The following is a 26,308-nucleotide window of genomic DNA, read 5'->3' as shown; positions in this document are numbered from 1 at the left end:
ATACCGAGAAAGTGCATTGTTGACATGAGTAAACCCAAAATGGCTGATCCTGACGATGGCCTATTTAAGCCAGGCAGTAGATTGCGCCACATTAAGACTGGTGGATTTTATAAGGTGGCCTTCTTGGCTAACGTAGAGGCAAATCTGGAGCCAGCTTATGTTTACGAATCCATGCAATCGCATGATTTTTGGATTAGACCCAAAGCAGAAATGGAAGATGGGCGATTTGAGCTTATCTCAGAATAGAAAGTAAGTTATGTCAGAAGAACGCATCACTAATCTAGAAATCAAATTGAGCTTCACGGAAGACTTAATTGAGAAACTCAATGAGACCGTCTATAAACAGCAACAGCAAATCGAATTTCTGTATCGCGAATTAAAGGCAATTAAAGAACAAGCCAGCAGCGGTGGAGGCGGCGGCGCAAGCTCTCAGGATGAAATCCCCCCGCACTATTAATCAACTGCTAATATAGTCACTAGGCATAAACCCCTTTCAACACCAGCATAGGAATCATCCATGAGTAACTTAACTCTATTTCTAGTCCAGTGGGGCTTAACTTCTTTATCCCTTTGGGTTGCCAGTTATATTTTTAGTGGCTTGCGCTTTGCGGATGGCGGCTCATTATTAATTGCTGCCCTCCTCTTAGGATTTGCTAATGCGATCGTTAAGCCTTTGCTCGTTCTTTTCACGTTACCATTAACGGTAGTAACCATGGGCCTCTTCTTGCTCGTGATTAATGCCTTGGTATTGATGCTGGTTTCTGCAGTGGTGAGTGGCTTTACGATCTCCAGCTTCTGGACCGCATTCTTTGCCAGCATCTTTATTTCTTTATTTAGCCTCTTTGTCAGCGGCTTAGTTTTTTAAGAAGCTGATTTACGAGCTTCGCTAGGCTTACTTGCTAGCAGGATAGATATCAGACCAAGAGTGCAGCGCTGTTTTACATGGCTGCGACTTGGTCGCCAATGATTTAGCATTCTCCGCTGCGATACTAATACCGCCGGTTAAGAAACCCAATCCAATAGAGACGGCGCTATTCACCACCCCTGCCTTATTCACCCCAGTTTGCGGGTTTTGTAATGTTCCCTCAATCTTTACAAGTCCGGCCAGATCCAAGCCCGTTGTCAGGCCTGATTTTTCTCTTGGATTAATACTGATATTGAGAGCCTCGCTGGCAAGATTGATCGAGCCCGCTAGGGTGATGTCAAGACGATCCGTCTCAATGCCAACTGAATTCTGAATATTTACCAGCCCACTATTGATGGGTAAGTAGGCAACAGCACAATTCAAAGTAGTTTGATTAGATTTCTTATACATCGGATTAATTGCATCTATTACAGTGATGACAAAGTCCCCGCCTTTATTGATGAACTTCGAATCTAATTTACTTTGCCCTACTGAAACCTGAATAGCCCCAATGGCTCGACTAGCGATTTGATGTGGACTCACACCACTTCCCTGTAAGTTCCAGGCCACTTTTGTATCACCACCAGAAACTCTAGCGCTTGAATCGGTGACGGCAATAATTTGCTCTAAGGTAAAGTCTTTAGCAATACCCTTCACAGAAATCTTAGGCGCAGGGCTGGTAAACTGAGTAATGGAAAGTTGCGCTTGGGCACTTCCCTTACCTATATTAAAGCTGACATCGCTCGCATCAATCCTATCTTTCTGAAATTGGAGTGTCGTTTTGAAGTTAGTAAACGGCGCCTGATGCGGAATCCCAAGCTCAGCAATATTAATGTTGACCGAGCCATCAGCTAAAGGTAAAAGATCAAAAGGCAGCGCGTCATCGGAGAATAAATACTTTCCTTGGACTTTATGTGTCGAAGCCGAGGAAGTTTTTCCAGCTGCTCCAGCAATAACAACAGAACCCGCTAAAGGCGCTAAATCAAAGGACTTTGAATTGAGATTGATATTGAATTTTGGTAATAGATCTGGCTTTTTATCAATGTCGCCCGTAATCGCAAGCGACTTACCGTTTAAGGTTAGAACTAAATCGAGATCTAGGTTTACTGGAGATTGATTCCAAGCGAAGTAAGCATTACGCAGTGAAGTTGTTTTACCCTTTAGATTCAGGGTGTAGTTAGCGCGCTGAACATCTACCAGAATCGTAGACTTCCCGTCACCGGCATCTAAAGAAAGTTTAGGAATGCCAATCAGGCTGGCTGCTTTTTCTCCGTCTTGATAATTGATACGAGCATCTACGACATCAAGAGTTTTAATGGAGACAAGGGCATTACTAGAAGAATCGCTAGTTACAGACTGTGTTGCCGACCCACTGGCAACTATCGTAGGCGGAGTGAGATTCCAATTACCCTCCCCAGCCTTATTGGTTTGTAAGTTCGCCTCTAGTCCTCTTACACCGATTCTACTGATTTCAACGCTACCTTTCAGAAGCGGAAGTATCCTAATATCTAATTCAATCTGCTTGAATACAAACATATCAGGATTGCTTGCCCATGAGGCATTGCTCAAAGACACCTGTTCGGCTTTTACGCTAATTGATGGGAAAAGACTCAGACTTACTGGACCGGCGATTTTCAACTCACGCCCAGTTGCATCTTTGACAGAAGAACTCAGAAGCTTGGTTACCTGAGCAGGATTTATAAAAGATGATGCGTACCATGCGCCCAAACCCACTAGGGCAAGACAGCCTACCAGAGCAATAAGAGAAATCTTCAGGGTTTTATTCACCTACCCATTCTAAATCGAGTACTAGATATGAGCCAAGACCATCACCCCTAGACTAAAATGAAGTGATGAGCACAGATAATCTACCGAAGTGTCCTGCCTGCCAGGAAGATATGACTTACCCCGATGGGGAAAATTATGTTTGCGCCCAGTGTGGCCATGAATGGCCTTTGGCTACTGCTTTAGAAGAGGCTGAGGCTGGGCTCATTGTCAAAGATGCCAATGGCAATCTTCTAGTAGATGGCGATACAGTCACCCTCATCAAAGACCTCAAGGTTAAAGGCTCTTCAACCACCCTGAAGGTCGGCACCAAGATTAAAGGGATACGCCTGGTATCAGGTGATCACGAAGTCGACTGCAAAACAGAAGCAGGCAATATGCTACTCAAAGCCTGCTTCCTGAAAAAAGCCTAGAAGCATTTTGCATCTAGGCTTTTCTAATTCACCAGGAGCTTAACTACTAGCCTTCTTTAAGACGGCATAAATCTGGTCTTTTAAAAGGAGTTTTTCCTTTTTCAAGGTCTCGATTTCTTCTGGGGTACTCGGCTCTGAATGGGACTCCATTCTTTGGATCTTTTGATCTAAATTGTTGTGCTTATCAAATAAATGCGAGAAATGACGATCTGTCGTTTTCAGCTTGGTGATGAGTTCGCGATATTCAGGAAACATAAGCCCTCTTGATATTTAGGTTGCACAAAACTTCACGCTTTTAGTGTAGCAACCCTCCATTCCAAGAACAATGCCTTCCTCAATCTATTTGTTTCACCCCTCCCCTTGCAATCTGGGGGACAAACCCCATATAGGAAAGGCGAATTCCGGGAGAATTTGCAGTAATATCAGATAGTGCATCAAGCACAATAACTACCGAAAGAAGGGTAATAAACCATGGCTACAAAGAAGTCTCCAGCAAAAAAGAAAGTAGCTACCAAGGTGGTAAAAAAAGCCCCTGTTAAAAAAGCTGTCAAGAAAGTTGCCGCTAAGCAAGTAGCAAGCAAAAAGACGGTCAAAAAGGTAGTGAAAAAACCAGTCGCCAAGAAAGTGGCTGCAAAGAAGCCTGCTGCCAAAAAAGTAGCAGTTAAAAAATTAGTGGCAAAGAAACCTGCGGCCAAAAAGCCAGCAGCGAAGAAAGTTGCCAAGAAGACTGCAAAACCTGCTTCATCTAAATCACCTAAAGTTGACCAATATGGTCTAGAGCAAGATGATGAGTTTTACGGCCTGTATTTTGCAAAGTCTACTAACAAGGGATTGGTTGAAGTAAAGCCCTGCACTTTCTCGCTGATGTATTGGTGGAAAGGTTTGCTTGGCTACCCTGACATGATCGAGATCTCCAAAGGAAGCAATACTGCTATGTTGCAGTTTGAATCCACATTTGGTGGTGGCGATTCTGGCGAGACAGAGTTAACCGAAAAAGATGTGCTGGATATTGATCACATCATTGAAGTAGATGAAGAGGAAATGATGATCTCCCTCTACTCCTATGTGCCTATCCCAGTGCCTGAGAAATTGGTTGGGGCTTTAAGCCTAGCCGTTCTCAACATTAACCCAGAAACTCGCTATGGCAGCCTAGAAATCTGCCCAACCGAGAATGAAAATGGTGAAACTGAGCACTTCTTGCGCTACCGTGCAGCAACTTATTTGCGTGGCATTAAGTCTGGCAAAGTGGAAGCAATCGAGAGCATGGTTACCAATGGATCTGAATTCTTTGGTCTTGCTTTAGATGCAATGTGCGTCAATAAGTCGATTAAGAAATGGTTGCTTAGCTAAGCACTAATCAATGGCGATTTAACTAATCGTCACTATCTGCAAAGGTAGATATAAGTTAAGGGAAAACGGTCATTGACCGTTTTTCTGCTTTCTAGAATCGTCGCAGTTCTCTTCCCTTCCTTTTTACACTCCTCTAATGCCACTTCCTGGGCTTCATTTTCTTTTGCATCTTTGGGCGCATGAACACCAACCGTGCCATCTGATTGCCTGTACACACCAAACTGACTGACTGGTGTTGAGCAGGCCGCTAACATCAGGCCTAGAAAAACCACTAAGTAATGACTTACCATTTTCAATGCCGCCTAAAAGATGAGGGATAGATTGATTCTATCTTAGGACGCCCAAATTACTGAGCCGCCCTGCCCCCAGGCCTATATTGGTCCATCACTGCATCTAGGCTGTCATTGGTAATACCCGGATTTGCACGCTGGAGGCAGCTTAAGAGAACTTGCTTATTGGCGTGCTTCTGATTGGAACCCGGTAATGTCCCTTGGGGTGCAGGATTGACATCACTAAAGCAAGCTCTAAATTGGTCTGGCGTCACTCCAAGACCACGACTAATTTGGTCAACGGGTCTATGAGGATCATCGCGCATCATGCCTCCTGGGCCAACTGGACCCCCTTGAGGTGATCTAGGCATGCCCTGCTGCATTCCTTGAGGAGGCATCATTGGGGGCGGCATTTGTGCGAAAGCAAAACTAGAGAATTCTGCGATTACTAATAAATAAATGATGAGTTTTGTCATGACACAATCTCTTTCATATTGGCATGCCAGGAAATAAAAAAGCCAACCAGTCAAAGACTAGCTGGCTTTTATAAATCAACGGCAACTTAAGTAAGTTTTAGACTAATGCTCATATTAAGGGTTGTTCGGGGTGGTCACATTCCCCGAGCCAGAGCTCGTTACATGAACCGGAAGTAGTGAATTGGGAAACAGCCCCGCAACCAAATTACCGACAATAGAACGCTTACCATAACCAAAATAATTTCCTTGAACAGTATTATTAAATGCAGTATCAGCAATAAGAACACCATCCCCTGTATTTCCGCTGATTACACTAGACATTGCAGTATATGAACTGGAAGGTGTATAGGCGATAACAGAGTTATTGTTACTTCCTCCGCCAATATAAACACCACCCAGTCCATTACCAAAAGCAGAAACCTGAGTGGTTCCAAGGCCAATTACGGAGTTAAATACAGTATTGCTATTTGCAGTACCGACAATTTCAATTCCGTATCTTGCGTTGCCAGAGAAGGTGTTTTGCGGAATAACGGAATTGTTGTAACCGCCTATATAGTTTCCATGGGCAGTTCCCGCAATGTAAACCCCGCTACCGCCGTTACCAGCACCATTTGCGCCAGGACCATTAGCAAGAGCACCAGTACCTTCAGTATTCAAACCAACCACGTTAGGATCGACAGTAACACCAGATGCGTTTCCGGAAATCTCAATACCATGATGCATATTTCCAGAGAATACGTTAGTGCGAACTAAATTGTTGCCGCCAGTAGAATCAATTGTGATCCCGTTTCCACCATTCGGAGCAGCGCCCTGAAAGGCGTACAAGCCACCAAACGTATTGAAGGTGGTGAAGCCACTAGCAGTTCCTGAAACCTTAATACCATCAAGTGTATTGCCGGCTGACACGTTACCAAGCGGGATTACACCGCCAACCTGAACTCCTGCAGAGCTGCCGTCAACTAAGATGCCGTGGCCGCCATTTGGAACCATGGATGCATTATTTGCACCAGCACCAAAAAAGTTAGCCTGAACCAAAATTGCATTGGAGTCGGCTATATGCAAACCATTGCCTCCATTACCACTCAATACGTTGTAATAAATAAATGGGTTGTCTTCAAAAGTACAACCAATCAGTTGATTGTTATTCGCATTGCGAATTAATACACCATCCAAGGTGTTGCGCACAGCTGCTGTGCCAACATTATTAGTACCGATAAAGTTGCCACTTAACACCGTTAACTCTGAACCACCATCAATTAAAACCCCGTTAAGCGAATTACCGGAAATCAGATTACCTAATGGCGGAGCAATAGAAACGATTGGGACTGTACCCTTGTTGCCCGTTGGATTATTAGTTTGCCCTGTAGCGGAATTGATATATGCAGTTCCACCAATGGTGTTATCAACCGCATAATAAGTTACATAGATACCGTTGAAACCGTTAGCAATCTTTGCTGTTCCTGCTGGATTGGTGCCAATGGCATTGGATTGAATCTTGTTGCCTGCGCTGCCATAGATCTGGATACCATTCTGCGTATTACCGGAAATCACATTAGAGTAAAGACCAGAGATACTATTTGGGTTTGTGCCAATAACGTTGTTAGTAGAAGAGGTTGCAATATAAATACCATCCTTCGCATTGCCAGAAGCTGCACCACTTAAGTTCAGGCCAATATAGTTTCTTAATAAAACGATATTGCCCGCATTTAAGGTAATGCCATTTGAATTAGATCCAATGATTGACAAAGCATAAATGCCAGAACCTGCAGAGCCACTGTTAAAAGTAAAACCTGAGGCAACGTTATTGAAGTTCACCGCAACCAATGGCGCAGTAGTGGTGTTACCAGCTACATAGCCAGGAGCAGTACCGCCATCAATTAATACTTTCTTTGTAATAGCAGGCAAATCGCTTGCAAGGGTGATTACACCGGCTACAGAAAAAGTAATGCCTGAGTATTGGGAAGTTGATGCGCTATTAACTGCCGTAATTGCATCTCGCAGAGATCCGGCACCTGAGTCGTTGGTATTACTCACAACGTAAAAGACGCTCGGGGTTGCGACAGCAGAACTACTACCGCTATCACTACCGCCACCACAGGCAGCTAAACCAAGCGTTACTAATGCCAAAAAACTGAGGGAAATATAACGCCAAAATTTTAGAGCGGTAGAGGTAGACATACGGATGACGCTTTCTGTAAATAGGGAATCTGATTCTACATTCTCCCTAGAGCTAATCTCCTCTATTTCGGCACAATTTTGAATATAAGCCCCCTTTGGAGGCCAAAATCATAGGCTTTAGGCCTGAAAGAACTTATCTCTAAGCCATAAAGCAACCGAAACCAGACCAACCATGATCGGCACCTCCACCAGTGGGCCAATCACAGCAGCAAATGCCGCCCCAGAATTAATCCCAAACACGGCAATGGCTACGGCAATAGCTAACTCGAAATTATTGCTAGATGCCGTAAATGACAAAGTGCAGCAACGCTTATATTCAATACCCATTTTGATGGTGATAAAGAATGTCAGCAAGAACATCACCACAAAGAAGACTAGCAATGGAATTGCGATGGTAACCACATCCATTGGCAACTGAAGAATTAACTTACCTTTCAAACTAAACATCACTACGATCGTGAAAAGCAAAGCAATTAAGGTGATTTTGCCTATTCTAGGGACGAAAGTATTTTGATACGACTCTCTCGACACAAATTTGAGGGCAATGTATCTCGTCAAGAATCCCGCAACACAAGGAACCCCTAGATAGATAGCAACTGTCTTAGCGATCTCACCAATAGTGATATTGACAACGGATCCTGCATGGCCAAAATACGGCGGCAAGACAGTTAAGAAGAAATAGGCGTACACACTAAAGAACAGCACCTGAAACACTGCGTTAAAAGCTACTAAGCCAGCCGCATATTCCGTAGAACCTTTGGCAATATCGTTCCAGACAATCACCATGGCAATACAAGGCGCTATGCCAATCAAGATAAGACCTGCCATGTATTCCGGTTGATTGGGAACAAAGAGGATAGCCAAGAAGAACATCAAGGTAGGCGCAACAATCCAATTGAGCAAGAATGCCAAACCAAAGATTCGCTTGTCTCTGAAGACATCAGGCAAGTCTTCGTACTTTACCTTTGCAAACGGTGGATACATCATCAATATCAATCCAATGGCTATTGGGATATTAGTAGTGCCCGATTGAAAGGAATTAATGAACTCCTCTACCCCAGGAACAAAATATCCCAACCCAATACCTGCCGCCATGGCAGCAAATATCCAAACAGTGAGGTATCGATCTAAAAAGGAAAGCTTGCTGGTAACTGTGCTCATGATTTATTGTGAATTTCTTGAAGGCTAAGTGAATTGAGTCGATCTAATGGCATATCCGCCAGAAGATCAATGCGTTTTTTTAAGCCAATCATGACTTCTTTAAATGCACGGCGTTTATCGTCATCCGTGCCAGGCACTTGTGATGGGTCTGGGAAGCCCCAGTGGGCAGTAGCAGGTTTTCCAGGCCAGAATGGGCACACTTCGCCTGCCGCGTTATCACAAACCGTAATAATGAAATCCATCTTTGGAGCTTCTGGCAAACCAAACCCATCCCAGGACTTGGAGCGTAATTTAGATTCATCGTAACCCATCTGCAAAGCCAACTCACGTGCAAATGGATTTACTGAAGTGCCTGGAGTGGATCCTGCTGAGTAGCCCACAAATTTGCCGCTGAGATGAGTTGAAGCAAGTGCCTCCCCCAAAACAGACCGAGCAGAATTATGGGTACATAAGAAGAGAATATTGAACTGCTTCATTTAGCCTTCGCCTTTTTCAAGATTAATACTGGAGCGCATGATTTGCCACCGCAGCAGTTTTCAAGCAAGAACCCGCTTAACTCTTGCACCAAGCCTGCATTAGGTCGATAGATGAGATTGCGGCTTTGACGCTCTACTGACAATAAGTCAGCGCCTACTAGTTCTTTCAGGTGAAAACTCAGTGTGGCGTTAGCAACCCCTAGCTTTTCAATCATCTCGCTAGGCGTTAATCCAGTATCACCACGCTGAACTATCAAGCGAAAAATATTCAAACGGGTCTCTTGACCCAGGGCCAGGAATGCTTTGATGGCATCAGTATTTTTCATATTTCCAATTGTATCGAAATATATATTTCACAATAGTGACAATCAATGTCACATAACTGACATATATGTGTCATATATGCTTGAAAATAGAGAAAATTAAACGTAGGATTGATTGAAGATACGCCAATACAACGAATTCACAATCAACCCAGGAATCAGCATGAGCCAAAAGAAATTAGTTAAGCAGCTATTAAAAAAGCTCGATAAATTAGAGTCAGATAGAGAAAAGCTGATCGACAAGCTTGGAAAAGCGTTGGATAAGTTAGATAAAAAAGTAGCTAGCAAAAAAACTCCGGCTAAGAAAGCTGCCGCCAAAAAGACTCCGGTCAAGAAAGCGCCTGCTAAAAAGGCCCCCGCCAAGAAAGTCCCAGCTAAAAAGGCTCCTGCTAAAAAAGCGGCTGCAAAGAAAACTACTCCTGCTAGCCCTGCCAATACAAATGAAGCAAGCTAATGGGTCAAAAAGGCAAAGATAAGCTAGAGCAATCTAGTTACGACGATCAGCTCCGCTTATTGCAGATTGAGTTGGTCAAGCTGCAAAATAGTCTGATCAGCAAAGGCGATCAAATACTGGTCATTCTTGAGGGCCGCGATACGGCTGGCAAGGATGGCACTATTAAAGTCATTACGCAGCACTTAAGCCCCAGGGAAACTCGCGTGGTTGCCCTCGGAAAACCATCTGATACCGAATCTGCAGAATGGTACTTTCAGAGATATGTAGCTGAGCTTCCCAAAAAAGGTGAGTTTGTTCTATTCAACCGCAGCTGGTACAACCGTGCCGGCGTTGAGATGGTCATGAATTTCTGCACGAAGGAGCAGTACGCCAACTTCATGGGAACCGTAAATGAGCTCGAATCTATTCTGACCAGCTCTGGCATAACGATTCTCAAATACTATTTAGACATCTCAAAAAAGGAACAGGCTGTTCGTCTTGCAGATAGAGCTAAAGATCCACTCAAGCAATGGAAGATTAGCCCGATTGATCAGCAAGCGCAGAAAAACTGGGATGCCTATAGCAAATGTAGAAATGACATGCTAGAAAAAACCAGCTCTAAAGATGCGCCCTGGATCGTTGTTAAGGCGAACGATAAAAAAGTTGCTCATCTCAATATGATTCAGGATCTTCTTTCTAGAGTTTCATACCCAGGAAAAGATAAAGGCTTGCTGAAGGCTGATAAGGATATCGTCTTCCAATGGGACAGCAAACTATATAAGCTCGAAAAATAAGCCCTTAAAAAACCTCGGGAACATACATCTCAGGCGGTACTGGGCCTCGAAGGTAATCCGGGTTATGAACGCGTTTTGGCAAGGTAATCACTGGGTGATCAATCTCTTTATACGGGATTTGATCCAATAAATGCGTAATGCAATTTAGACGTGCTTTTTTCTTGTCATTGGCAGCAACCACCCACCAAGGCGCCTCAGGAATATGCGTACGTTCAAGCATGGTCTCTTTGGCCTTGGTATAGGCCTCCCACAACCTTCTTGCCTCTAAATCCATTGGACTTAACTTCCACTGCTTTAAAGGATCGTGAATCCGCATCATGAAGCGGTTGTATTGCTCTTCGTCAGAAATTGAGAACCAGTACTTGATCAAGATAACGCCTGAACTAATCATCATGCGCTCCAGATCAGGAACCGTTCTTAAAAACTCTTCATACTCATCATCAGTACAGAAACCCATTACCTTTTCAACGCCAGCGCGGTTGTACCAGCTTCTATCAAATAGAACGATCTCGCCACCAGCGGGTAACTGGGAAATATATCTTTGAAAGTACCACTGCGTCTTTTCACGTTCGTTAGGTGCGGGCAAAGCAACCACTTTACAAACCCGGGGATTCAATCGCTGGGTAATGCGCTTAATCGCCCCACCCTTACCAGCAGAATCTCGACCTTCAAATAGGACTGCCACCTTAAGCTTGTTCTCTACCACCCAGTCTTGAAGCTTTACCAACTCACCCTGGAGTCTAAAGAGTTCTCGGAAGTAAACGTTACGTGGAATTTGTGAATGACTATCACCATCAGGAGATAGGCGGTCATCATCGAGCTCCATTTCAAGCTCTTCATCCATGCTGTCCAGAATCTCTTCTTGTGCACGGCGATACCACTCGGCCATTTCGTTGTGTTTTGATGTCATATTGTTTCCCTAATAATACTTATAGCGGGGGAAAATGACACTTTTGTTACATAGAGGGCTGATTACCCTTTAATTGATTAGAAATCGCCTCTTGACTATGCAAAGCCAGCCATTTTCGGTCTCTGGAAGCCTCAGGACTAGCTCCCGAGGGTGATAAAAAGGTAAGCTCCACGATCAGGTTACGATCCCTCAAGATCTGAGCCATGGATTCCAGTAACCCCATCTCACCCACAAATGCAGGCACTTCACTTCTCTCGCCAGATGACAGGGATCTATAGGTAATTGCAAGCGAATAGACTGGCACTTGAGCAATAACCGCAGATTCAAATAAATTGGGCTTAAAGGGTAGGACACCCTCACCTATTGTGGAGGTGCCCTCTGGAAAAATGCAAACAGACTGAGCTTTAAGTACATCACTCACTTCGTTAGCAACATACTTTCCATGACGAGCACTATCACGCTTGATAAATACCGTACCCAATTGCTTGGCCATCCATCCAAATATGGGCCAACCCTCTACATCGGACTTTGCTACGAAGCGAATGGGTTTGAAAGCATTGATAGCGTGGACATCCATCCAAGAGATATGGTTTGATGCCAGTAGATAGGCTGTGGCAGGAAGAATTTCTGGATTCCTGAGCCTTAATTCAATACCAAAAATAGCTAGCAGTCTTCTTGACCACTTCTGAATATGGTTATTTTTAGTTTCCTGAGTTGCAAATGGAAACTGAAAAGATAGAGTCGCCAATCCAGCAATCACATGACTCCACACTAAAATCCACGACCATGCATAAGCCCAATATTGAAACGGAGGCTGTTTGGAGTGTTTAGTCAGGCTCATATGCTGTAAGAATATAAAACAATCTCAGAAAATACTCCGTAGTCATAAAACTGTCTTAGAACTGTCATGCTGGTTTCATACTCAGTAGGCTTAATACTGTTTCATGATGCATTACAAAGCCATCTGGATTTCAGACGTACACCTAGGAACATCAGGGTGTCAGGCAGACTACCTTCTCGATTTCCTTAAGCACAACGAAGCAGATAAATTCTACCTAGTTGGCGACATTATTGATGGCTGGAGACTGAAGAAGTCTTTCTACTGGCCTCAATCACATAATGATGTAGTACAAAAACTCTTGCGTAAGGCACGTAAGGGGACAGAAGTCATCTATGTTCCTGGAAATCATGATGAAAGCGCCAGACAATTCTTTGGAATGTCTTTTGGTGATGTCAAGGTAGTTGAGGAAGTCATTCACACGACAGTTGATGGTAGAAAACTATGGGTAACCCATGGCGATCAGTTTGATGGCGTGATGCAATACGCCAAGTGGCTTGCATACGTTGGTGACAACCTCTATTCGCTCATTCTTTACGTAAATCGTTATTTCAATATGGTGCGCGCCAAGATGGGGCTGCAGTATTGGTCGCTATCTCAATACTTAAAACATCAAGTCAAAAATGCCGTCAGCTATATCGCAGACTTTGAACATATCATGGCCAGAGAGGCCCGCTTAAGAGGCTGTGATGGCGTAGTTTGTGGGCATATACACAAAGCAGAAATTCGCGAGATTGATGGCTTGTTGTATTGCAACGATGGTGATTGGGTCGAGAGCCTTACTGCCTTAGTTGAAACACAAACAGGCGAACTCCAAATTATTCACTGGACACAGATCAAGGGTGAGCCAGTTGAGTCACCTCAAATCACTCTTCAACCCGCTATCGAATCACTCATCAAAGAGGCTGCGCTATGAAAATTATGATCATTACTGATGCATGGGACCCACAAGTTAATGGTGTTGTCCGCACCCTGAAACAAACCCGCGCTGAATTAACTGCCATGGGGCATCAAGTAGAAATGATTACTCCCAATGGCTTTAAATCCATTCCTTGCCCAACCTATCCTGATATCGCCCTCTCACTCTTCCCAGGAAAAGAAGTAGCTCGTCGTATTAAAGAATTCGCGCCTGATGCAATGCATATTGCGACAGAAGGCCCACTAGGTTTATCTGCTCGCGCCTACGCAGTTAAAAATCGCCTGCCTTTTTCAACTGCTTATCACACCCGTTTCCCAGAATATGTCAAAGCGCGTACTGGCATTCCTTTAGCAATTACCTATGCCTTTATTCGCTGGTTTCATAAACCGTCAATGGCCGTCATGGCGCCAACAATTGTGGTTAAGAATGACTTAGAATCTTATGGTCTTGATAACGTGGTGTTGTGGTCACGAGGCGTTGATCTGGATATCTTTAAGATGCAGGATTCCAAAGCCTTAAATACCGCGCATCCCATCTTTTTATACGTGGGCAGAGTTGCTGTTGAGAAAAATATCAATGCCTTTTTAGAAATCGATTTACCAGGTTCAAAGTGGGTGGTAGGAGACGGTCCAGCGATGGCTGGAATCAAAGAAAAATATCCAGAAGTGAACTATCTGGGAGTACTTCAGCAGCATGAGTTAGCAAAAGTGTATGCGGCAGCAGATGTATTTGTATTTCCTAGTAAGACCGATACATTTGGTTTGGTGTTACTAGAAGCCATGGCATGCGGGACGCCAGTAGCCGCTTATCCTGTTACTGGCCCTATTGATGTCTTAGGCAACTCCAATTCAGGTGCCATGAATGAAGACCTTCGTGAAGCTTGCATGCAGGCCCTGAAAATTCCTCGTGAAGTAGCACGTGCACATGCTGAGAAATTCTCCTGGAGAGCGGCCTCAGAGCAATTTGCCAATCACCTTAAGCCTGTACCAACAACAGAAGTTCATGTAACAGCACTAGCCTAAAGAAAAACGCATCTTGAACTCCCCATATCACATAGATCAGAACCCCCATAAGGGCAATCGAGGCCTTGCCAGAGCATGGCATGCAGCCAAGAACTCTTGGTGTGGTTTGGTTTATGCATTCATGGAGGAAAGCGCCTTTAGACAAGAGCTGACTTTATTTGCCTTACTAACACCAGTCGCCCTCTTGTTGCCGATCACACTGCTAGAGAAATCATTACTAATTTCTTCCTTGATGATGGTGCCGGTTATTGAACTATTGAACTCCAGCGTGGAAGCAGCGATCGATCGAATCTCATTCGAACATCATGATCTCTCCAAAAGGGCAAAAGATTTTGGCAGTGCCGCCGTCATGCTTGCGCTATTTGTCGCAGCCCTACTCTGGGCTGCAGTCTGCATCCCCTTGCTTCTGAAACTTTAATTACCTACTAAGGCCAGCCATGTCTGATATCCCTAACCCAATTGGTTCATTTGAGATTTTCACCCCTAAGAAGGTCAAAGCATTAAAAAGAAATAAACCAAACCCGCTTAAAAAGCTCTCTAAAAAGTTGGCCAAAAAGCTGTTTGGCAAGAAGTTTGTGACAAAAACTAGGGCTGAGCTCAGAGAAGTAGCTCCTGCTCCTGCGGTTCAGATTGATAAACCAAAAAAACCTGCCTTTCAAATTGTTTGGGCAAGCACAACGGGCGAGATTAAAGAAGCACAAAGATTGCGCTATAAAGTATTCGCCGAAGAAATGGGTGCCAATCTCCCCAAGAACGCTGAAGGCTTAGATGTCGATGAGTTTGACTCTTATTGCGATCATTTATTGATTCGTGATCAAGACAGCCGGAAAGTAGTTGGCACCTATCGCGTACTGCCCCCACATAAGGCACAAGAAATCGGTCGCCTCTATTCTGATTCTGAGTTTGATCTATCTCGTATTGATCACCTGCGCCCTAAATTGGTTGAGCTTGGTCGATCTTGCGTGCACCAAGACTATCGCTCAGGAGCAGTCATCATGGCGCTATGGAGTGGCTTGGCTCAATATATGCAAAAGAACGGCTATGAAATCATGCTTGGTTGTGCCAGCATTCCTATGGCAGATGGCGGTCACTTTGCAGCGAGTCTTTATAACTCCCTAGGCAATGATCAAATGGCGCCAACAGAATTTCATGCATTCCCGCGCTTGCCTTTGCCTCTTGATAAGCTAAATGGTGGTTTAGAAGTGCAGCCTCCACCATTGATCAAGGGTTACCTAAAGCTGGGGGCTAAAATTTGCAGCTCCCCAGCCTGGGATCCAGACTTCAATACAGCTGACTTATTGACGATGCTCCGCCTTTCAGAAATCAACCCTCGTTACGCAAAGCATTTTCTAGGGTTGTAATATTTAAGCATCAGCTCTTAAAGAAAAAGCCACTTCGCATTGAAGTGGCTTTTTTTATTCTGAGATGTATCCCTACTTAAAGCTGACTTGGTAGGAGCGCCCTACCCTTTCCCATTCCGCCGCCTCTTTCAGAAGGCTAAATTCAGTCAAAGGATGCTCGGCAACCCATTCTATTGGCAGACTCACTAAATATGAACCGTCGTGTTCAGAGACTTTTACTTTAGGAAAATTGGTGTTATTTCGGCCGCGACACAGCACTTGAGCAAGTCGCAAACAAAAGAGCATGCGCCAATCTTCAAAGCTAGCATTATTCGCCAGCTTGCCTAGCTTGCCAGTATGTCCAATGAGTAATGCAGCCAGCCTAGCCTGATCATTTTTAGAGAAGCCCGGCATGTCTGCGTTACCTGCTATGTAGGCAGAATGTTTGTGATAACCGTTGTGGGAGATTGATAAGCCGATTTCATGTAAATTGGCTGCCCACTGCAATAAAGCCACGTTATCCGCCCTGCTTTCCGATTCAGGTTTTGGCAATTGCTGTAAAAAATCTGCGGCTAATTTACCAACCCGATCTGCCTGCTCTCGATCGACGGTGTAGCGTTGCATAAATTGCTCTACAGTCACATAGCGCATATCGTGATGTTGTGATCGGCCAAGTAAGTCATACAAGACACCACTTCGCAATGCAGCGTCCGTTACCTCCATCTCTTCAATACCTAATTCATCGAATGCTGCCAACATAATCGCTAAACCGCCTGGCCACACAGATCTTCTGTCATCCTTCAGACCCTCTAGCTCCACTTGATTGACATGTTCATACTTGAGAAGGTGTTTTTTTAGATTCTTAAGGCCTTCACGGGTAATCATTCCACTCGAGCTATTGACGCGGCCCATCATTAAGCCATCGCCACTTCCATTGAAATGATTATTTCCTATGAGATCTGCTAAAGCTCTAGCGGTACCGGAAGAGCCAATAACCTGCTTCCAGCCGCTTCTTAAATAAGCGCCAGAAATTACCTGTATTTCACGACGCGCTGCCAACTCAGCCTCTTTAAAAGCATGGGCATCAATATTTCCCTTAGGGAAAAAACGCATGCTATGAGATACGCAACCAATATAGAGACTTTCCATCAGCTTTGGCTCATAACCTTTGCCAATGATGAATTCTGTAGAGCCGCCACCGATATCAATTACTAGTCTATTGCCTTGTACGGCCTGAACCTCATGTGCCGCTCCGATATAAATCAGCCGAGCTTCTTCGACGCCGGCAATCACTTCAATCGGGAATCCTAGAGCTACTTGCGCATCTTCTATAAATTGTTGGGAATTTTTAGCAACGCGCAAAGTATTCGTTGCGACTGCTCGAACATTAGCGGGATCAAATCCACGAATACGCTCACCAAAACGCCGAATAGCTATCAATCCCCGCTGATAGGCGTCATTGCCAAGCAATTTATTTTCAGTGAGGCCAGCAGCCAATCGGACTGTCTCACGCAAGGTATCAATGGGGCGTAACTGTGTGCCAGAGGGGGTATTTACTGCTTGGGCTACTAACATACGAAAACTATTCGACCCCAAGTCGACCGCAGCAACAAGGTCTTCTGAATGAACTAAAGGATCTACGGGATTTCTGGCCAAAATATTCCCCAAAAATGGAATGCTGTATCAATTATGTCTATTTTATGTAAAAACCATGACATCTTGATGAAATCAACAGCAAGCCTTTGTGGCTGGGATATACGAGCCTTATTTAGGCTGCTAAGTTTTGCTCTGAGCTAGAACAATCGCGATTACCGAAGCTACATAAAATGCAGCAATCACCAGATTTTGGCTTCAAGATAGCGCTACATGAGCGGCAGCGATACAAGTGCTGCGCACCTTCTTCGGCATTAATAAGCTCGGAAGCCTGGCAATGGGGGCAGGTAACGATAGATTGGAGATAGTTGGTCTTATTCACATCACAATAGTGAACCAGAATTATTTCAATATTGTGTCAATAAATAAATGGCTTAGTCGGTTGTGCTGGGACTCCAGAACGCCTGGGTCACAAATTCTTGATCAGCAATTTTAGCGATCAACTGATCCATCTCATCGCCATCAACAGCCGATGCAGTTAAAACGGCCTGTATTTCAACATCATCGCTGCCAAACTGATGCACTTCAATATCTTGGGTTTGATAGCCCGCCTCTTCGAGCGTCTTAATAAATTGCTTTAAGGCATGCTTTTGAGCATGTTTAGGAGTGATGATGTATACCGAATTAGTCACCTCTACTGCTTCGGTATCTAGTGGCTGCCTATTAATTAAGCTGACTACTGGGCGAAGTAAGGTATTCGCTGCCAGAACAAAAACAGTAGCTAAGCAAGCCTCTAAAATTAAGTCAGCTCCTGCACATGCACCCACTGCGCCCGATGCCCACAAAGTAGCGGCAGTGTTGATACCCCTGACGTTGCCCTCTTCTCGCATGATGACACCAGCGCCCAAAAAGCCAATCCCAGAAACAACATAAGCCATCACATGAACAGCCCCATCATGACCAGTGAGGCGATTACCAGCGTCCACAAAAATTGCAGCTCCGATAGCAACTAGAATATTTGTTCTTAAGCCCGCAGTCCGTTGGCGGTATTGGCGCTCTAAACCAATTAATCCCCCCAAAATAAAAGCAGCGCAGAGGCTGACGCTCGTATCTGTCAGTGATCCATAGTTGATGTTGTTAATAAATTCCATGGCAGCTTTAATCCAAAATTATTTGGATCCCAAACCTAAGGATTGCACCATTATCTTAAACACTTCCGTGTTATCCATAAAGCCCTTGAAGTTTTCTGAGCCGGGGCCCATTGCATTCAGAACGGCATCATCTGCCGTATGAACGCCAGATTCTTGGTGCGATGGCAAATTACCGCCCACATGAATTGCATCCTCCTGAAGCTGGAGATATTTTGGATTGGCTACATATTTACCAGAATCATCTTTAACGGCAGGAACAAAAGTGCCATCCATTTTAGGATGTAGGGTTTCATAGTGATCGGGATAGCTGCCATAAAAGAAGGCAATGCGCTTAGATACATCGATCTTATTTGGGTAACCCTGAATATCTGCTTTTGGATAATTTGGATAGCCGGCCTCGGCGTAAATACCTACCTTTTCACGTAAAGGTCCAGGCTTGTCATCATGCACTACCCCGCTAATGGATCCGCTGTGAGTATGATCAGGTGTCACGATGATTAAAGTATCTGGATGCGTTTTAGCAAAGTCCTTAGCGATTTGCACGGCATTACTAAGCATGATGGTATCAAATGCAGCTCGCTCCCAATCAAGAGGGTGATTGAACTTATCAATCAAAGCCGCCTCTACCATCAAGAAAAATCCATTGGGATTTCTGGATAACACATCAATGGCAGATTGGGTCATCTCGGTTAAATCGGGCTGATTAGGAAATTGTTCAACCGTATTCTTTTTCAGATACAAACGATCCAGCGATCCATCCATATTGTCTGGATGAAAGACACCAAATAGTGTTTTTGTACCCCTACTCTCTGATGCTGAAAGTAATTCTTGTTTTGTAAAAGCTAACTGATAGCCCTTCAACTTGAAGTTTTCAACCAAATTCTTCTCATCCTTACGTCTTGAGCCCTTAGTGGATTGCGGATAAAAATAGGCAGAGCCACCGCCTAGGATGACTTCAGCGCCACTAGATAAGAGCTGATCAGCAATATATTGTTTATCTGCTCTACGCCTAGTATGAGATACCATGGCGCCCGGGGTTGCATCCTCCAACTCGGCATCAGAAACAATGCCTACTGCCATCTTGGTATTGCGCTTGATCAGCTCTCCAATGGTTTCCACTTTGGGATGCGAGAGATTATCGCTAGCTCGGGATACATAAACGCCCATGGCATTCACTGCTGTCTTATGCCCTGTTGTGTATGCGCTCATAGAGTTTGCAGAGTCTGTAATTAGTGAATCAGACCCTGAAGTACCTATCATGGCTGTACTGGGCATATCGTCAAATGCCAATCTGCCTTGATATTTGCCCTCTTGAATTCCCTTCGAGAGGACTCTTGCGGTTGTCCGGTTAGCAATCGTCATACCATCGCCAATAAATAGAATCACATTTTTTACGCGGCGAGGACCAGTTGCATATACATCCCAATTTACTTGCAAACGCTCCTGGGGTGCTCGAGCCACGATTTGATATTTACCAGCCTTTGGTAATTGAACATCTCGATACAGGATGGAGCTACCTTTGCCATTTTCATTAGAAATAAACTCGGGTTGGGCGCTAATAATTTTATTTATTGGTGCGCCATTGAGTTCGATCTCAGCATCCCCAAGATTAATGACGGTATTAAATTCAATCTTGATATCAAACTTAGATCCAGCCAAGATGGTAGCTTGGTCGATTGGATAGATAGCTGCTGCCTGAAGAAATCCTGTAATTGATCCAAAAAAAATGAAGGAGGCAATCCTGATAAGACGGGGAGTTTTCATAGAGTTGAAATGGTGAATAAGCTTAGGGAAGCTACAATATCCACCAATAAAGTGACACTCTCATGACTACGCCCTGATAGGCCTTAAAGGGCTGCTTTTTTCTTAGCCGCTTTCAATCTACCCGATTTGACCGCCTTACGAAATAAATCGAAGTCTTGCTCATTCTGCTTTGCATAGGATCTTGCAAAGGAATACATTGCCTCGCCAAATTCCTTTGTTTCACCACAATAACCAGTAAGTTCAGCCGCATCTCCAGAGCGAGCGTGACCCAGGGCAAGAGCCCAGCCGAACAATTTTGAATAGTCGGCAAAGTTCTTTAGAGAGATGCCACCCGGACCGATCGGAATACCTCCCTTCATATCGCGTAATTGGCGGAGATAAAATCCTTCACTTTTATCAACATCAAACTGCATGGAGCCGAAACTCAAAAAGATATCAGGAGCACCCTGTAGCAGTCTCTGACCAGCCACCACACGCCGCCCCATATCTCGATAAATAGACTCGCCTAAATAAGGACTTAAGACAGATTTTTGAGCTTCCTTGTATTGCAAGAACAAGGGATCATTTACGCTATCGCCTTCAAAATAAAGAACCATACAATTGGTGCCCACACTTCCTACGCCAACTACCTTTCGAGCAAAATCCTTTAGAACATACCGTTCAAAAAGAATCTTGCGATCAGCCAGTAAAGTACTAGAGTAATTTAACAAGGCCCTATTAATCAGGGAGCTTAGAGACTGTCCGTAAACACTCCCTTTGAAATGCTCAATTAAAGGAGGCTTGTTGATGATCTTTCTATCTTTGCCAACAAGCGTAGTCAGTTTTTGCAGTACTTGTATATTGCCCTGCCCTTTAGTCTGCTTTAAATAAACATCAATTTGCTTTTGATGTTCTTTAGAAAAATGCTTACGTATATCTGAACCACTAATAAAGTCTTGAGCTAAATCCAAATAAGGCATATGCGCATATTGAGCCATCCGCTTTTGATATTCAGCGCAAATACGTAATACTATTTTTTTACTTAATACTTTATCGCCACCATTACTTTCACAGGCAATAACTGCACTTGCAACAAGACGCTTGAGATCCCATTCCCAACTACCGGGCAAAGTTTCGTCAAAGTCATTAATACCAAATACCAGTCGATGTTCGGCAGTTCCAAATAAGCCGAAATTAGATACGTGCATGTCTCCGCATAGCTGAACCGTGATATTGGTAGATGGTTGGTTAGCTAAGTCTTGAGCCATGATGGCGGCTCCCCCTCGATAAAATGCAAAGGGCGACTGCAGCATGCGCTCATAACGAATCGGGATCAGCGACTCAATTCGAGTCTTAGCTTGATTCTCCAGAATAGTGATTGGGTCAATTCGGTGTTCTGGTGGGGTATAGATGCCCTGCTGAGCAATGCCGACCTTTTTTCGCAAGGCTTTACCATCTGCCATGCGCTTTTTGATGCTGGGCCTAGGATTACTAAAAGACTCTACCGACCTAAGAACAGCAAATTTGGGCTTTTTCTCTATAGACATCAGCTTCCTCAAAAGGGTTATATTCAATCTTAACCCTTAATTCGATGCTATTGCCTATCTAAACTTTAGGCGATGATGAATGGACTGTAGTTCATCCTTAATTTGCACATGATCTAATTTATCTATGGGTAAATCTATGAGTAGTTCAATGCGATTTCGCAGCCCCATTTCAACCTGCCTGAATGCATCTAGCATGGCTGCATCCCCTGAATCTACAGCGGCAGGATCAGCAAACCCCCAATGGGCGCTTACAGCATGGCCGGGCCAGTAAGGGCACTCCTCCCCAGCAGCAGAGTCACAGACGGTAATAATGAAGTCCATACGTACAGCCCCATCTACTCCAAACTCATCCCAGCTTTTACTGTTCAGCAGCTCTAGTGGGTAATCTAATTGTCTGGCAATACGCAATGCGATTGGATGCACATACTTTGATGGCCTAGATCCAGCTGAATACCCTCTAAATCGTCCATGGCTTAGAGTGGTTGCCAATACTTCACCAAGAATGGATCTTGCGGAGTTGCCGGTGCATAAAAATAAAATATTGTACTGATTACTCATTAATATTTATGCACTTCAATTGGATTAAATAATTTCGTCAAGACGAAGAGAAAATCTCCCATCCATCAAAAATTGATTTTTATGAGAATCTAATAGTTGATTATGAGAAATGATTTCTTTCTCAATTTTTTCAATTGTGGATTTTCCATCGACACCAATTCTGAGCGCCAAAGGAAGATACTTAACAAGATTCTCAGTCATTTGAAATGCATTCTTATGTATAAAGTTAAGATCAATATTAGGCGTAATTTATGGCAGTTTTATTAATATGCAAAGTGAGAAGCCCAATAAAGCTGGCATTCAACTCAACTGCCCAGCCTATGAAAGACGTAGCGCTTTGCATAAGCTCGTCTTGCTTCGTACCATGTTTGCCAAACCATCATAAGAAATTTTTTCATCGCGTCATCCCTTTGTTTAAAGAATTATTCCAAAACACCTTCATGACTAATGTGACTTTGAAACATGTCAAGGTGATGGCTTATTTGTGACCAATCAAAGCATCTGATATACACTGAAGTTATAAGAAGTCTGATTGTTAAAGGGAAGTCATATGACTCAATGGGAAATATATGGGGCCATTGCCCTAAGACTAGGCTTGGCTTTGTTAGTAGGCACCATACTGGGCCTAAATCGCTGGCTTCATCACAAACCCGCAGGCATTCGTACACATTCGCTAGTAGCCATTGGTTCTGCAACTGCAGTATTACTCATCAGTGATTTTGTTCAAGATGATGCGCAATCTGTCAGCCGTGTTTTACAAGGCCTGATAACCGGCCTTGGATTTTTAGGGGCTGGGGTCATCATTCGCGAACAAAGATTACAAAAAATTCACGGACTAACTACCGCAGCAAGTATTTGGTCTTGCGCCTTAATTGGTGCTGCTTTTGGGGCGGGTCAATTTGCCCTGGGAGTTCTTAGCTTGGGCGCCATCCTACTGACATTAGTCATTGGTGGCCCCCTTGAAAGGTTTGTCGCCAGGCTTAATGGGATCAAGCGGAGCTCCGAAGTATCTAGCGATCCAGACTAAAACCCGTATTGAGGCCTTAAAAAGCAGTTTTGTCATATTAGTTTGCTAGGATTGGCCCCATCTTGATCCTTAGTTGAAAAAATATGAACAAATACCTATACGAAGACGCTGTAAAACAATTACAAGAGTCTGGCAGCATTGGATTGGCGGACTTAAAAAACCTCCCCCATGAAGATCTAGTAGAACTGCTTGAGGAAATTAAGGTTTGGTGTCTTTATGCCAACGGCAAAGCCGAGAAGCTACCTAAAGAATCCAAAAAGAAGAAGAAAAAGAAAAAAGATTAAGGCTTAAGAAGTAACGCGCTCTTTAGGGAATCGGAGCATAAACTTACTACCTCTTCCCGGAGTACTTTCTATTATCAGCTGAGCCTGGTGCCGATTGGCAATATGCTTCACAATAGCCAATCCCAAACCCGTTCCACCGGTATCTCTTGATCGGCTTCGATCTACACGATAAAAGCGCTCAGTTAACCTTGATAGGTGCTCAGATGCAATGCCTGGACCCGTATCAGTAACCGAGAACTCACCCTGCCCTTGCTCGTTAACATTCCATTCAACACCGATAGAACCAATATCAGGCGTGTAGCGAATGGCATTAGATACCAAATTACTGAATGCAGAAAGAATTTCTCTTTCATCGCCCAATAAATTCTGCTTGGAATTCACAACAAAATTAAATGCATGCTTACCTTGAGAAAGCGCTTCAGCATCATTCTTCAGAAGCGCCATTAAAGTCTCTACTTTGACTACCGTATTTGTGGCTGGTAATGCATTTGACTCGAGGTTTGCCAAGGTCAATAAGTCCTCAACCAAACTCTTCATCCTCTGTGCCTGCGACATCATCATTTCAAAGTATTGATCCTGCTGGTCTTTCTTGAGATCCAGGGATTGGACGGTCTCCAGAAAGCCCATTAATACAGTAATCGGTGTACGCATTTCATGAGAAACATTGGCTACGAAATCACGACGCATGGCATCCGCTTTTTGCAAATCGGTTACATCTTGAATCAAAAGAAGGTTGCGCTTTTGACCAAAGGGGAAAGCTTGCAACATCAAACTCACGCTACCATCGGGCCCCATGCGCTCCATTAGCAAAGGCTCATCAAAATTACGCTTATTTAAATACTGTATAAATTCTGGGCGTCGTATCAAAAAATTAATGCGCTGCATGACATCGCGTTTAAAGATGAGGCCAAAGAATCTCTCCGCAATACCGTTACACCATTCAATCTGGTCGCTCTCATCGAGCATGACAATTCCATTGGGGGAGGCCTGGAATGCCTCAATAAAGTGCTCGTGTTGCTGCTCAATACTTCGGATATGTTGCTTTAGGTTTCTGACGAGACGCTGAAGCCTAAAAAATACCTCTTCCCAAAAGCCACTGGGTAAGGGCATGCTTTCAACAGAATCAGCAAGGGTATATTTTCTCAGGCGCGCTAAGTTGATATAAGCGTAAACCAGCGGAATGGAGAGTACGGATATTCCCGCCGCTATAGCCCACTGCGCACCCCATAAAGACAATGTTGTGAACGCCAATACAAATGCGACGCAAATAATGACAAAGAAACGGGTGAGCACAGATAGCATGATGCAATATTAGAGCATCTCCAAAAATCCCTGGAGATTCCCAATAAAATAGAGAAATACGGGCTTAAGATTCGGTTGGAGTCTTGGTAATGCGGTAGCCGCTACCACGCACCGTCTCAATATAGCGGTCACAATCAAACGGAGCGAGAGCTGCTCTTAAGCGCTTAATATGAACGTCGACTGTTCTTTCTTCAATATAAACCTCACTACCCCACACCTTGTCCAGCAAGCTGCCCCGAGAGTGAACACGCTCAGGATTAGCCATGAAATACTGGAGCAATCGAAACTCTGTTGGCCCAAGAGCAATGGATTTAGACTCCTGATTCGGCCAGATAGCCAGTACACGATGAGAGCTTGGATCCAACTTTAATGGACCAACAGTCAGTGGACCAGTATCCTCGATCGGCATCTGCCTCCGTAGGATTGCCCTCACCCTAGCCACCAATTCTTTTGGTGAAAATGGCTTAGTAACGTAATCATCGGCGCCCGAGTCCAAACCAAGAACCTTATCAGACTCTTCACTTTTGGCGGTCAGCATCAAAATCGGCAATGCCTTAGTGCGTTCATTAGAGCGCAGCTCTTTTGCAAACTGGACGCCAGATTTGCCGGGCAACATCCAATCCAAAATGATCAGATTAGGCAGCTGATCCTTCATCATCGTCAATGCCAAATCAGTTTGCATGGCCTTTTCAACTTCATAGCCTGCATGTGACAGGTTAATCGCAATCAATTCTGCAATTGATGGCTCATCCTCTACTATGAGTATGCGGTGAGTCATTATTAGGGGCCCCTAATTATTGTCTGTTGGCTTCGCGGACTAAATCTTCATGCGGGATGTGACGTACATCAGACCCCTTAGCAATGTAGATGACGAACTCTGCAATATTTTTGGCGTGATCACCGATACGCTCAATTGCCTTCGCAATCGTCAGCATATCCAAGCCTGTACTGATCATATGTGGATCTTCAGACATATAAGTGATGAGCTTACGAACAAAGCCCCTGAACTCCTCATCAATCTGACGGTCTTCCTGGACCACATCGGCCGCTGCAATCGTATCTAGACGAGCAAAAGCATCTAGGCTACGACGCAATAAGGAAATTGCCATTTGACCTGAAAGACGGATTTCTGCAACGTTAATATTGTGTGGCAAGCCGGATTCAATTAAGCGCTTAGTGCGCTTAGCAACGCGCTCAGCCTCGTCACCAGCACGCTCTAGATTGGTAATGGCTTTAGAAACTGCCATTACCAAACGCAAGTCTCGAGCAGTTGGTTGTCTGCGTGCAATCAGTTCAGTACAAGCCAAGTCGATCTGAATCTCTAAGTCATTGACTAACTTTTCATTTTCGATCACTACATTGCAGGTATCGAGATCCATTTGGGTAAAAGCACGCATCGCTGTTGCGATTTGGGATTCAACTAGACCGCCCATTTCAAGCAAGCGGCTTGAAAGAGAATTGAGATCGGCATCAAATTGTGATGATAGGTGTTTATCTGGCATATATTTCTCC

At 44.2% G+C, this 26,308-nt stretch carries 33 protein-coding genes; 13 read left to right on the top strand and 20 right to left on the bottom strand.

Translation table 11 applies throughout. The features are described 5' to 3' along the window. Positions 1-24: 24 nt before the first annotated feature. From ICN34_RS05950 to ICN34_RS05940, 3 genes are read left to right on the top strand one after another with little or no spacing between them, the layout of a single operon-like run. The gene (locus ICN34_RS05950) at positions 25-246 is read left to right on the top strand and encodes a hypothetical protein (RefSeq protein ID WP_072583860.1); all 222 of its coding nucleotides are present in this window, start codon (positions 25-27) and stop codon (positions 244-246) included. Positions 247-256: 10 nt separating this feature from the next. Continuing rightward, complete coding sequence (locus tag ICN34_RS05945) at positions 257-457, top strand: SlyX family protein (protein ID WP_072583859.1); 201 nt, start codon at positions 257-259, stop codon at positions 455-457. A gap of 60 nt (positions 458-517) precedes the next feature. Then, on the top strand, positions 518-865 hold the full coding sequence (locus ICN34_RS05940) for a phage holin family protein (protein WP_072583858.1): 348 nt from the start codon (positions 518-520) through the stop codon (positions 863-865). A 27-nt stretch (positions 866-892) separates the two neighbouring features. Here ICN34_RS05940 and ICN34_RS05935 read toward each other — a convergent pair whose 3' ends face one another. Then, on the bottom strand, positions 893-2,692 hold the full coding sequence (locus ICN34_RS05935; RefSeq protein WP_216121393.1) for an AsmA family protein: 1,800 nt from the start codon (positions 2,690-2,692) through the stop codon (positions 893-895). 65 nt (positions 2,693-2,757) lie between these two features. Here ICN34_RS05935 and ICN34_RS05930 point away from each other — a divergent pair, with 65 nt between their 5' ends. Beyond that, positions 2,758-3,102: a zinc ribbon domain-containing protein YjdM gene (locus ICN34_RS05930; protein ID WP_072583856.1), complete on the top strand. Its 345-nt coding sequence runs from the start codon at positions 2,758-2,760 to the stop codon at positions 3,100-3,102. Positions 3,103-3,141: 39 nt separating this feature from the next. Here ICN34_RS05930 and ICN34_RS05925 read toward each other — a convergent pair whose 3' ends face one another. Further along, a complete protein-coding gene (locus ICN34_RS05925) occupies positions 3,142-3,357 on the bottom strand; it encodes a YdcH family protein (protein WP_216121390.1) in 216 nt (71 codons plus the stop codon). A 216-nt stretch (positions 3,358-3,573) separates the two neighbouring features. Here ICN34_RS05925 and ICN34_RS05920 point away from each other — a divergent pair, with 216 nt between their 5' ends. Beyond that, positions 3,574-4,452, top strand: coding sequence for a hypothetical protein (locus ICN34_RS05920; RefSeq protein ID WP_216121388.1), 879 nt, complete (start codon positions 3,574-3,576; stop codon positions 4,450-4,452). Positions 4,453-4,484: 32 nt separating this feature from the next. Here ICN34_RS05920 and ICN34_RS05915 read toward each other — a convergent pair whose 3' ends face one another. The 6 genes from ICN34_RS05915 to ICN34_RS05890 all read right to left on the bottom strand — a co-directional run bounded on the left by ICN34_RS05915 (position 4,485) and on the right by ICN34_RS05890 (position 9,338). Next, positions 4,485-4,742 carry a hypothetical protein gene (locus ICN34_RS05915; RefSeq protein ID WP_237767789.1) on the bottom strand — a complete coding sequence of 86 codons (258 nt, stop codon included), beginning with the start codon at positions 4,740-4,742 and terminating at the stop codon, positions 4,485-4,487. Between the two features lie 56 nt (positions 4,743-4,798). Further along, positions 4,799-5,197: a hypothetical protein gene (locus ICN34_RS05910; protein WP_216121386.1), complete on the bottom strand. Its 399-nt coding sequence runs from the start codon at positions 5,195-5,197 to the stop codon at positions 4,799-4,801. 114 nt (positions 5,198-5,311) lie between these two features. Continuing rightward, a complete protein-coding gene (locus tag ICN34_RS05905; RefSeq protein ID WP_216121384.1) occupies positions 5,312-7,375 on the bottom strand; it encodes a right-handed parallel beta-helix repeat-containing protein in 2,064 nt (687 codons plus the stop codon). A gap of 117 nt (positions 7,376-7,492) precedes the next feature. Beyond that, on the bottom strand, positions 7,493-8,536 hold the full coding sequence (gene arsB / locus ICN34_RS05900) for an ACR3 family arsenite efflux transporter (protein WP_072583850.1): 1,044 nt from the start codon (positions 8,534-8,536) through the stop codon (positions 7,493-7,495). After that, positions 8,533-9,012, bottom strand: coding sequence for an arsenate reductase ArsC (locus tag ICN34_RS05895; protein WP_216121382.1), 480 nt, complete (start codon positions 9,010-9,012; stop codon positions 8,533-8,535). The genes arsB and ICN34_RS05895 overlap by 4 nt, the downstream gene beginning before the upstream one ends. Next, a complete protein-coding gene (locus tag ICN34_RS05890) occupies positions 9,009-9,338 on the bottom strand; it encodes a helix-turn-helix transcriptional regulator (protein ID WP_072583848.1) in 330 nt (109 codons plus the stop codon). Before ICN34_RS05890 ends, ICN34_RS05895 begins: the two co-directional genes overlap by 4 nt. Positions 9,339-9,498: 160 nt before the next feature. Here ICN34_RS05890 and ICN34_RS05885 point away from each other — a divergent pair, with 160 nt between their 5' ends. Both ICN34_RS05885 and ppk2 (ICN34_RS05880) read left to right on the top strand, forming a co-directional pair. Beyond that, positions 9,499-9,789, top strand: a complete 291-nt coding sequence (locus ICN34_RS05885; RefSeq protein ID WP_072583847.1) for a serine/threonine protein kinase — start codon at positions 9,499-9,501, stop codon at positions 9,787-9,789. Next, a complete protein-coding gene (gene ppk2 / locus ICN34_RS05880) occupies positions 9,789-10,562 on the top strand; it encodes a polyphosphate kinase 2 (protein ID WP_216121380.1) in 774 nt (257 codons plus the stop codon). Before ICN34_RS05885 ends, ppk2 (ICN34_RS05880) begins: the two co-directional genes overlap by 1 nt. Positions 10,563-10,566: 4 nt before the next feature. Here the strand turns inward: ppk2 (ICN34_RS05880) and ppk2 (ICN34_RS05875) are convergent, their stop codons facing one another. Both ppk2 (ICN34_RS05875) and ICN34_RS05870 read right to left on the bottom strand, forming a co-directional pair. After that, complete coding sequence (gene ppk2 / locus ICN34_RS05875; protein WP_072583845.1) at positions 10,567-11,472, bottom strand: polyphosphate kinase 2; 906 nt, start codon at positions 11,470-11,472, stop codon at positions 10,567-10,569. A gap of 46 nt (positions 11,473-11,518) precedes the next feature. After that, complete coding sequence (locus ICN34_RS05870) at positions 11,519-12,313, bottom strand: 1-acyl-sn-glycerol-3-phosphate acyltransferase (RefSeq protein ID WP_216121378.1); 795 nt, start codon at positions 12,311-12,313, stop codon at positions 11,519-11,521. 103 nt (positions 12,314-12,416) lie between these two features. Here ICN34_RS05870 and ICN34_RS05865 point away from each other — a divergent pair, with 103 nt between their 5' ends. Genes ICN34_RS05865 through ICN34_RS05850 form a run of 4 tightly spaced genes read left to right on the top strand, consistent with a single transcriptional unit; the run spans position 12,417 to position 15,612 of the window. Next, complete coding sequence (locus ICN34_RS05865; RefSeq protein ID WP_370623973.1) at positions 12,417-13,226, top strand: UDP-2,3-diacylglucosamine diphosphatase; 810 nt, start codon at positions 12,417-12,419, stop codon at positions 13,224-13,226. Continuing rightward, on the top strand, positions 13,223-14,251 hold the full coding sequence (locus tag ICN34_RS05860; RefSeq protein ID WP_216121376.1) for a glycosyltransferase family 1 protein: 1,029 nt from the start codon (positions 13,223-13,225) through the stop codon (positions 14,249-14,251). The genes ICN34_RS05865 and ICN34_RS05860 overlap by 4 nt, the downstream gene beginning before the upstream one ends. Positions 14,252-14,264: 13 nt before the next feature. Then, positions 14,265-14,669: a diacylglycerol kinase gene (locus tag ICN34_RS05855; RefSeq protein ID WP_216121375.1), complete on the top strand. Its 405-nt coding sequence runs from the start codon at positions 14,265-14,267 to the stop codon at positions 14,667-14,669. Between the two features lie 19 nt (positions 14,670-14,688). Then, on the top strand, positions 14,689-15,612 hold the full coding sequence (locus ICN34_RS05850) for a GNAT family N-acyltransferase (RefSeq protein ID WP_216862543.1): 924 nt from the start codon (positions 14,689-14,691) through the stop codon (positions 15,610-15,612). A 72-nt stretch (positions 15,613-15,684) separates the two neighbouring features. On the opposite strand, the gene ppx is transcribed toward ICN34_RS05850, so the two are convergent. The 7 genes from ppx to ICN34_RS05820 form a co-directional block, all read right to left on the bottom strand. After that, complete coding sequence (gene ppx, locus ICN34_RS05845; protein WP_255538584.1) at positions 15,685-17,247, bottom strand: exopolyphosphatase; 1,563 nt, start codon at positions 17,245-17,247, stop codon at positions 15,685-15,687. Positions 17,248-17,359: 112 nt separating this feature from the next. Continuing rightward, positions 17,360-17,566, bottom strand: coding sequence for a GDCCVxC domain-containing (seleno)protein (locus ICN34_RS11575; protein ID WP_323485206.1), 207 nt, complete (start codon positions 17,564-17,566; stop codon positions 17,360-17,362). 52 nt (positions 17,567-17,618) lie between these two features. Then, positions 17,619-18,335, bottom strand: coding sequence for an MgtC/SapB family protein (locus ICN34_RS05840; protein ID WP_215357286.1), 717 nt, complete (start codon positions 18,333-18,335; stop codon positions 17,619-17,621). Positions 18,336-18,353: 18 nt separating this feature from the next. Further along, complete coding sequence (locus ICN34_RS05835; RefSeq protein ID WP_216121374.1) at positions 18,354-20,099, bottom strand: alkaline phosphatase; 1,746 nt, start codon at positions 20,097-20,099, stop codon at positions 18,354-18,356. An 83-nt stretch (positions 20,100-20,182) separates the two neighbouring features. Then, positions 20,183-21,625, bottom strand: a complete 1,443-nt coding sequence (locus ICN34_RS05830) for a DUF2252 domain-containing protein (RefSeq protein WP_216121371.1) — start codon at positions 21,623-21,625, stop codon at positions 20,183-20,185. Between the two features lie 54 nt (positions 21,626-21,679). Beyond that, a complete protein-coding gene (locus ICN34_RS05825; protein ID WP_216121369.1) occupies positions 21,680-22,183 on the bottom strand; it encodes an arsenate reductase ArsC in 504 nt (167 codons plus the stop codon). Between the two features lie 24 nt (positions 22,184-22,207). Continuing rightward, a complete protein-coding gene (locus ICN34_RS05820; protein WP_216121367.1) occupies positions 22,208-22,384 on the bottom strand; it encodes a hypothetical protein in 177 nt (58 codons plus the stop codon). 349 nt (positions 22,385-22,733) lie between these two features. Between ICN34_RS05820 and ICN34_RS05815 the strand changes: the two genes are divergently transcribed. Beyond that, the gene (locus ICN34_RS05815) at positions 22,734-23,210 is read left to right on the top strand and encodes an MgtC/SapB family protein (protein ID WP_072583836.1); all 477 of its coding nucleotides are present in this window, start codon (positions 22,734-22,736) and stop codon (positions 23,208-23,210) included. Between the two features lie 83 nt (positions 23,211-23,293). Next, positions 23,294-23,494: a hypothetical protein gene (locus tag ICN34_RS05810; RefSeq protein ID WP_216121365.1), complete on the top strand. Its 201-nt coding sequence runs from the start codon at positions 23,294-23,296 to the stop codon at positions 23,492-23,494. A gap of 3 nt (positions 23,495-23,497) precedes the next feature. On the opposite strand, the gene phoR is transcribed toward ICN34_RS05810, so the two are convergent. From phoR to phoU, 3 genes are all read right to left on the bottom strand, one after another. Then, complete coding sequence (gene phoR, locus ICN34_RS05805; RefSeq protein ID WP_216121363.1) at positions 23,498-24,796, bottom strand: phosphate regulon sensor histidine kinase PhoR; 1,299 nt, start codon at positions 24,794-24,796, stop codon at positions 23,498-23,500. 64 nt (positions 24,797-24,860) lie between these two features. Further along, positions 24,861-25,574 carry a phosphate regulon transcriptional regulator PhoB gene (phoB, locus tag ICN34_RS05800; RefSeq protein WP_216121361.1) on the bottom strand — a complete coding sequence of 238 codons (714 nt, stop codon included), beginning with the start codon at positions 25,572-25,574 and terminating at the stop codon, positions 24,861-24,863. A gap of 16 nt (positions 25,575-25,590) precedes the next feature. Further along, positions 25,591-26,298, bottom strand: coding sequence for a phosphate signaling complex protein PhoU (phoU, locus tag ICN34_RS05795; RefSeq protein WP_072583832.1), 708 nt, complete (start codon positions 26,296-26,298; stop codon positions 25,591-25,593). Positions 26,299-26,308 lie beyond the last annotated feature (10 nt).

The sequence above is a fragment of the Polynucleobacter sp. Tro8-14-1 genome, from assembly GCF_018881655.1.
GTDB lineage: Bacteria > Pseudomonadota > Gammaproteobacteria > Burkholderiales > Burkholderiaceae > Polynucleobacter.
This window is presented reverse-complemented; position numbering and strand designations above follow the sequence as displayed.

Coding starts and splice junctions, on each gene's coding strand:
- ICN34_RS05950 (WP_072583860.1), top strand. CDS start 25: ATGAGTAAACCCAAAATGGCTGATCCTGACGATGGCCTATTTAAGCCA.
- ICN34_RS05945 (WP_072583859.1), top strand. CDS start 257: ATGTCAGAAGAACGCATCACTAATCTAGAAATCAAATTGAGCTTCACG.
- ICN34_RS05940 (WP_072583858.1), top strand. CDS start 518: ATGAGTAACTTAACTCTATTTCTAGTCCAGTGGGGCTTAACTTCTTTA.
- ICN34_RS05930 (WP_072583856.1), top strand. CDS start 2,758: ATGAGCACAGATAATCTACCGAAGTGTCCTGCCTGCCAGGAAGATATG.
- ICN34_RS05925 (WP_216121390.1), bottom strand. CDS start 3,357: ATGTTTCCTGAATATCGCGAACTCATCACCAAGCTGAAAACGACAGAT.
- ICN34_RS05920 (WP_216121388.1), top strand. CDS start 3,574: ATGGCTACAAAGAAGTCTCCAGCAAAAAAGAAAGTAGCTACCAAGGTG.
- ICN34_RS05915 (WP_237767789.1), bottom strand. CDS start 4,742: ATGGTAAGTCATTACTTAGTGGTTTTTCTAGGCCTGATGTTAGCGGCC.
- ICN34_RS05910 (WP_216121386.1), bottom strand. CDS start 5,197: ATGACAAAACTCATCATTTATTTATTAGTAATCGCAGAATTCTCTAGT.
- ICN34_RS05905 (WP_216121384.1), bottom strand. CDS start 7,375: ATGTCTACCTCTACCGCTCTAAAATTTTGGCGTTATATTTCCCTCAGT.
- arsB (WP_072583850.1), bottom strand. CDS start 8,536: ATGAGCACAGTTACCAGCAAGCTTTCCTTTTTAGATCGATACCTCACT.
- ICN34_RS05895 (WP_216121382.1), bottom strand. CDS start 9,012: ATGAAGCAGTTCAATATTCTCTTCTTATGTACCCATAATTCTGCTCGG.
- ICN34_RS05890 (WP_072583848.1), bottom strand. CDS start 9,338: ATGAAAAATACTGATGCCATCAAAGCATTCCTGGCCCTGGGTCAAGAG.
- ICN34_RS05885 (WP_072583847.1), top strand. CDS start 9,499: ATGAGCCAAAAGAAATTAGTTAAGCAGCTATTAAAAAAGCTCGATAAA.
- ppk2 (WP_216121380.1), top strand. CDS start 9,789: ATGGGTCAAAAAGGCAAAGATAAGCTAGAGCAATCTAGTTACGACGAT.
- ppk2 (WP_072583845.1), bottom strand. CDS start 11,472: ATGACATCAAAACACAACGAAATGGCCGAGTGGTATCGCCGTGCACAA.
- ICN34_RS05870 (WP_216121378.1), bottom strand. CDS start 12,313: ATGAGCCTGACTAAACACTCCAAACAGCCTCCGTTTCAATATTGGGCT.
- ICN34_RS05865 (WP_370623973.1), top strand. CDS start 12,417: ATGATGCATTACAAAGCCATCTGGATTTCAGACGTACACCTAGGAACA.
- ICN34_RS05860 (WP_216121376.1), top strand. CDS start 13,223: ATGAAAATTATGATCATTACTGATGCATGGGACCCACAAGTTAATGGT.
- ICN34_RS05850 (WP_216862543.1), top strand. CDS start 14,689: ATGTCTGATATCCCTAACCCAATTGGTTCATTTGAGATTTTCACCCCT.
- ICN34_RS05840 (WP_215357286.1), bottom strand. CDS start 18,335: ATGGAATTTATTAACAACATCAACTATGGATCACTGACAGATACGAGC.
- ICN34_RS05835 (WP_216121374.1), bottom strand. CDS start 20,099: ATGAAAACTCCCCGTCTTATCAGGATTGCCTCCTTCATTTTTTTTGGA.
- ICN34_RS05830 (WP_216121371.1), bottom strand. CDS start 21,625: ATGTCTATAGAGAAAAAGCCCAAATTTGCTGTTCTTAGGTCGGTAGAG.
- ICN34_RS05825 (WP_216121369.1), bottom strand. CDS start 22,183: ATGAGTAATCAGTACAATATTTTATTTTTATGCACCGGCAACTCCGCA.
- ICN34_RS05820 (WP_216121367.1), bottom strand. CDS start 22,384: ATGACTGAGAATCTTGTTAAGTATCTTCCTTTGGCGCTCAGAATTGGT.
- ICN34_RS05815 (WP_072583836.1), top strand. CDS start 22,734: ATGACTCAATGGGAAATATATGGGGCCATTGCCCTAAGACTAGGCTTG.
- ICN34_RS05810 (WP_216121365.1), top strand. CDS start 23,294: ATGAACAAATACCTATACGAAGACGCTGTAAAACAATTACAAGAGTCT.
- phoR (WP_216121363.1), bottom strand. CDS start 24,796: ATGCTATCTGTGCTCACCCGTTTCTTTGTCATTATTTGCGTCGCATTT.
- phoB (WP_216121361.1), bottom strand. CDS start 25,574: ATGACTCACCGCATACTCATAGTAGAGGATGAGCCATCAATTGCAGAA.
- phoU (WP_072583832.1), bottom strand. CDS start 26,298: ATGCCAGATAAACACCTATCATCACAATTTGATGCCGATCTCAATTCT.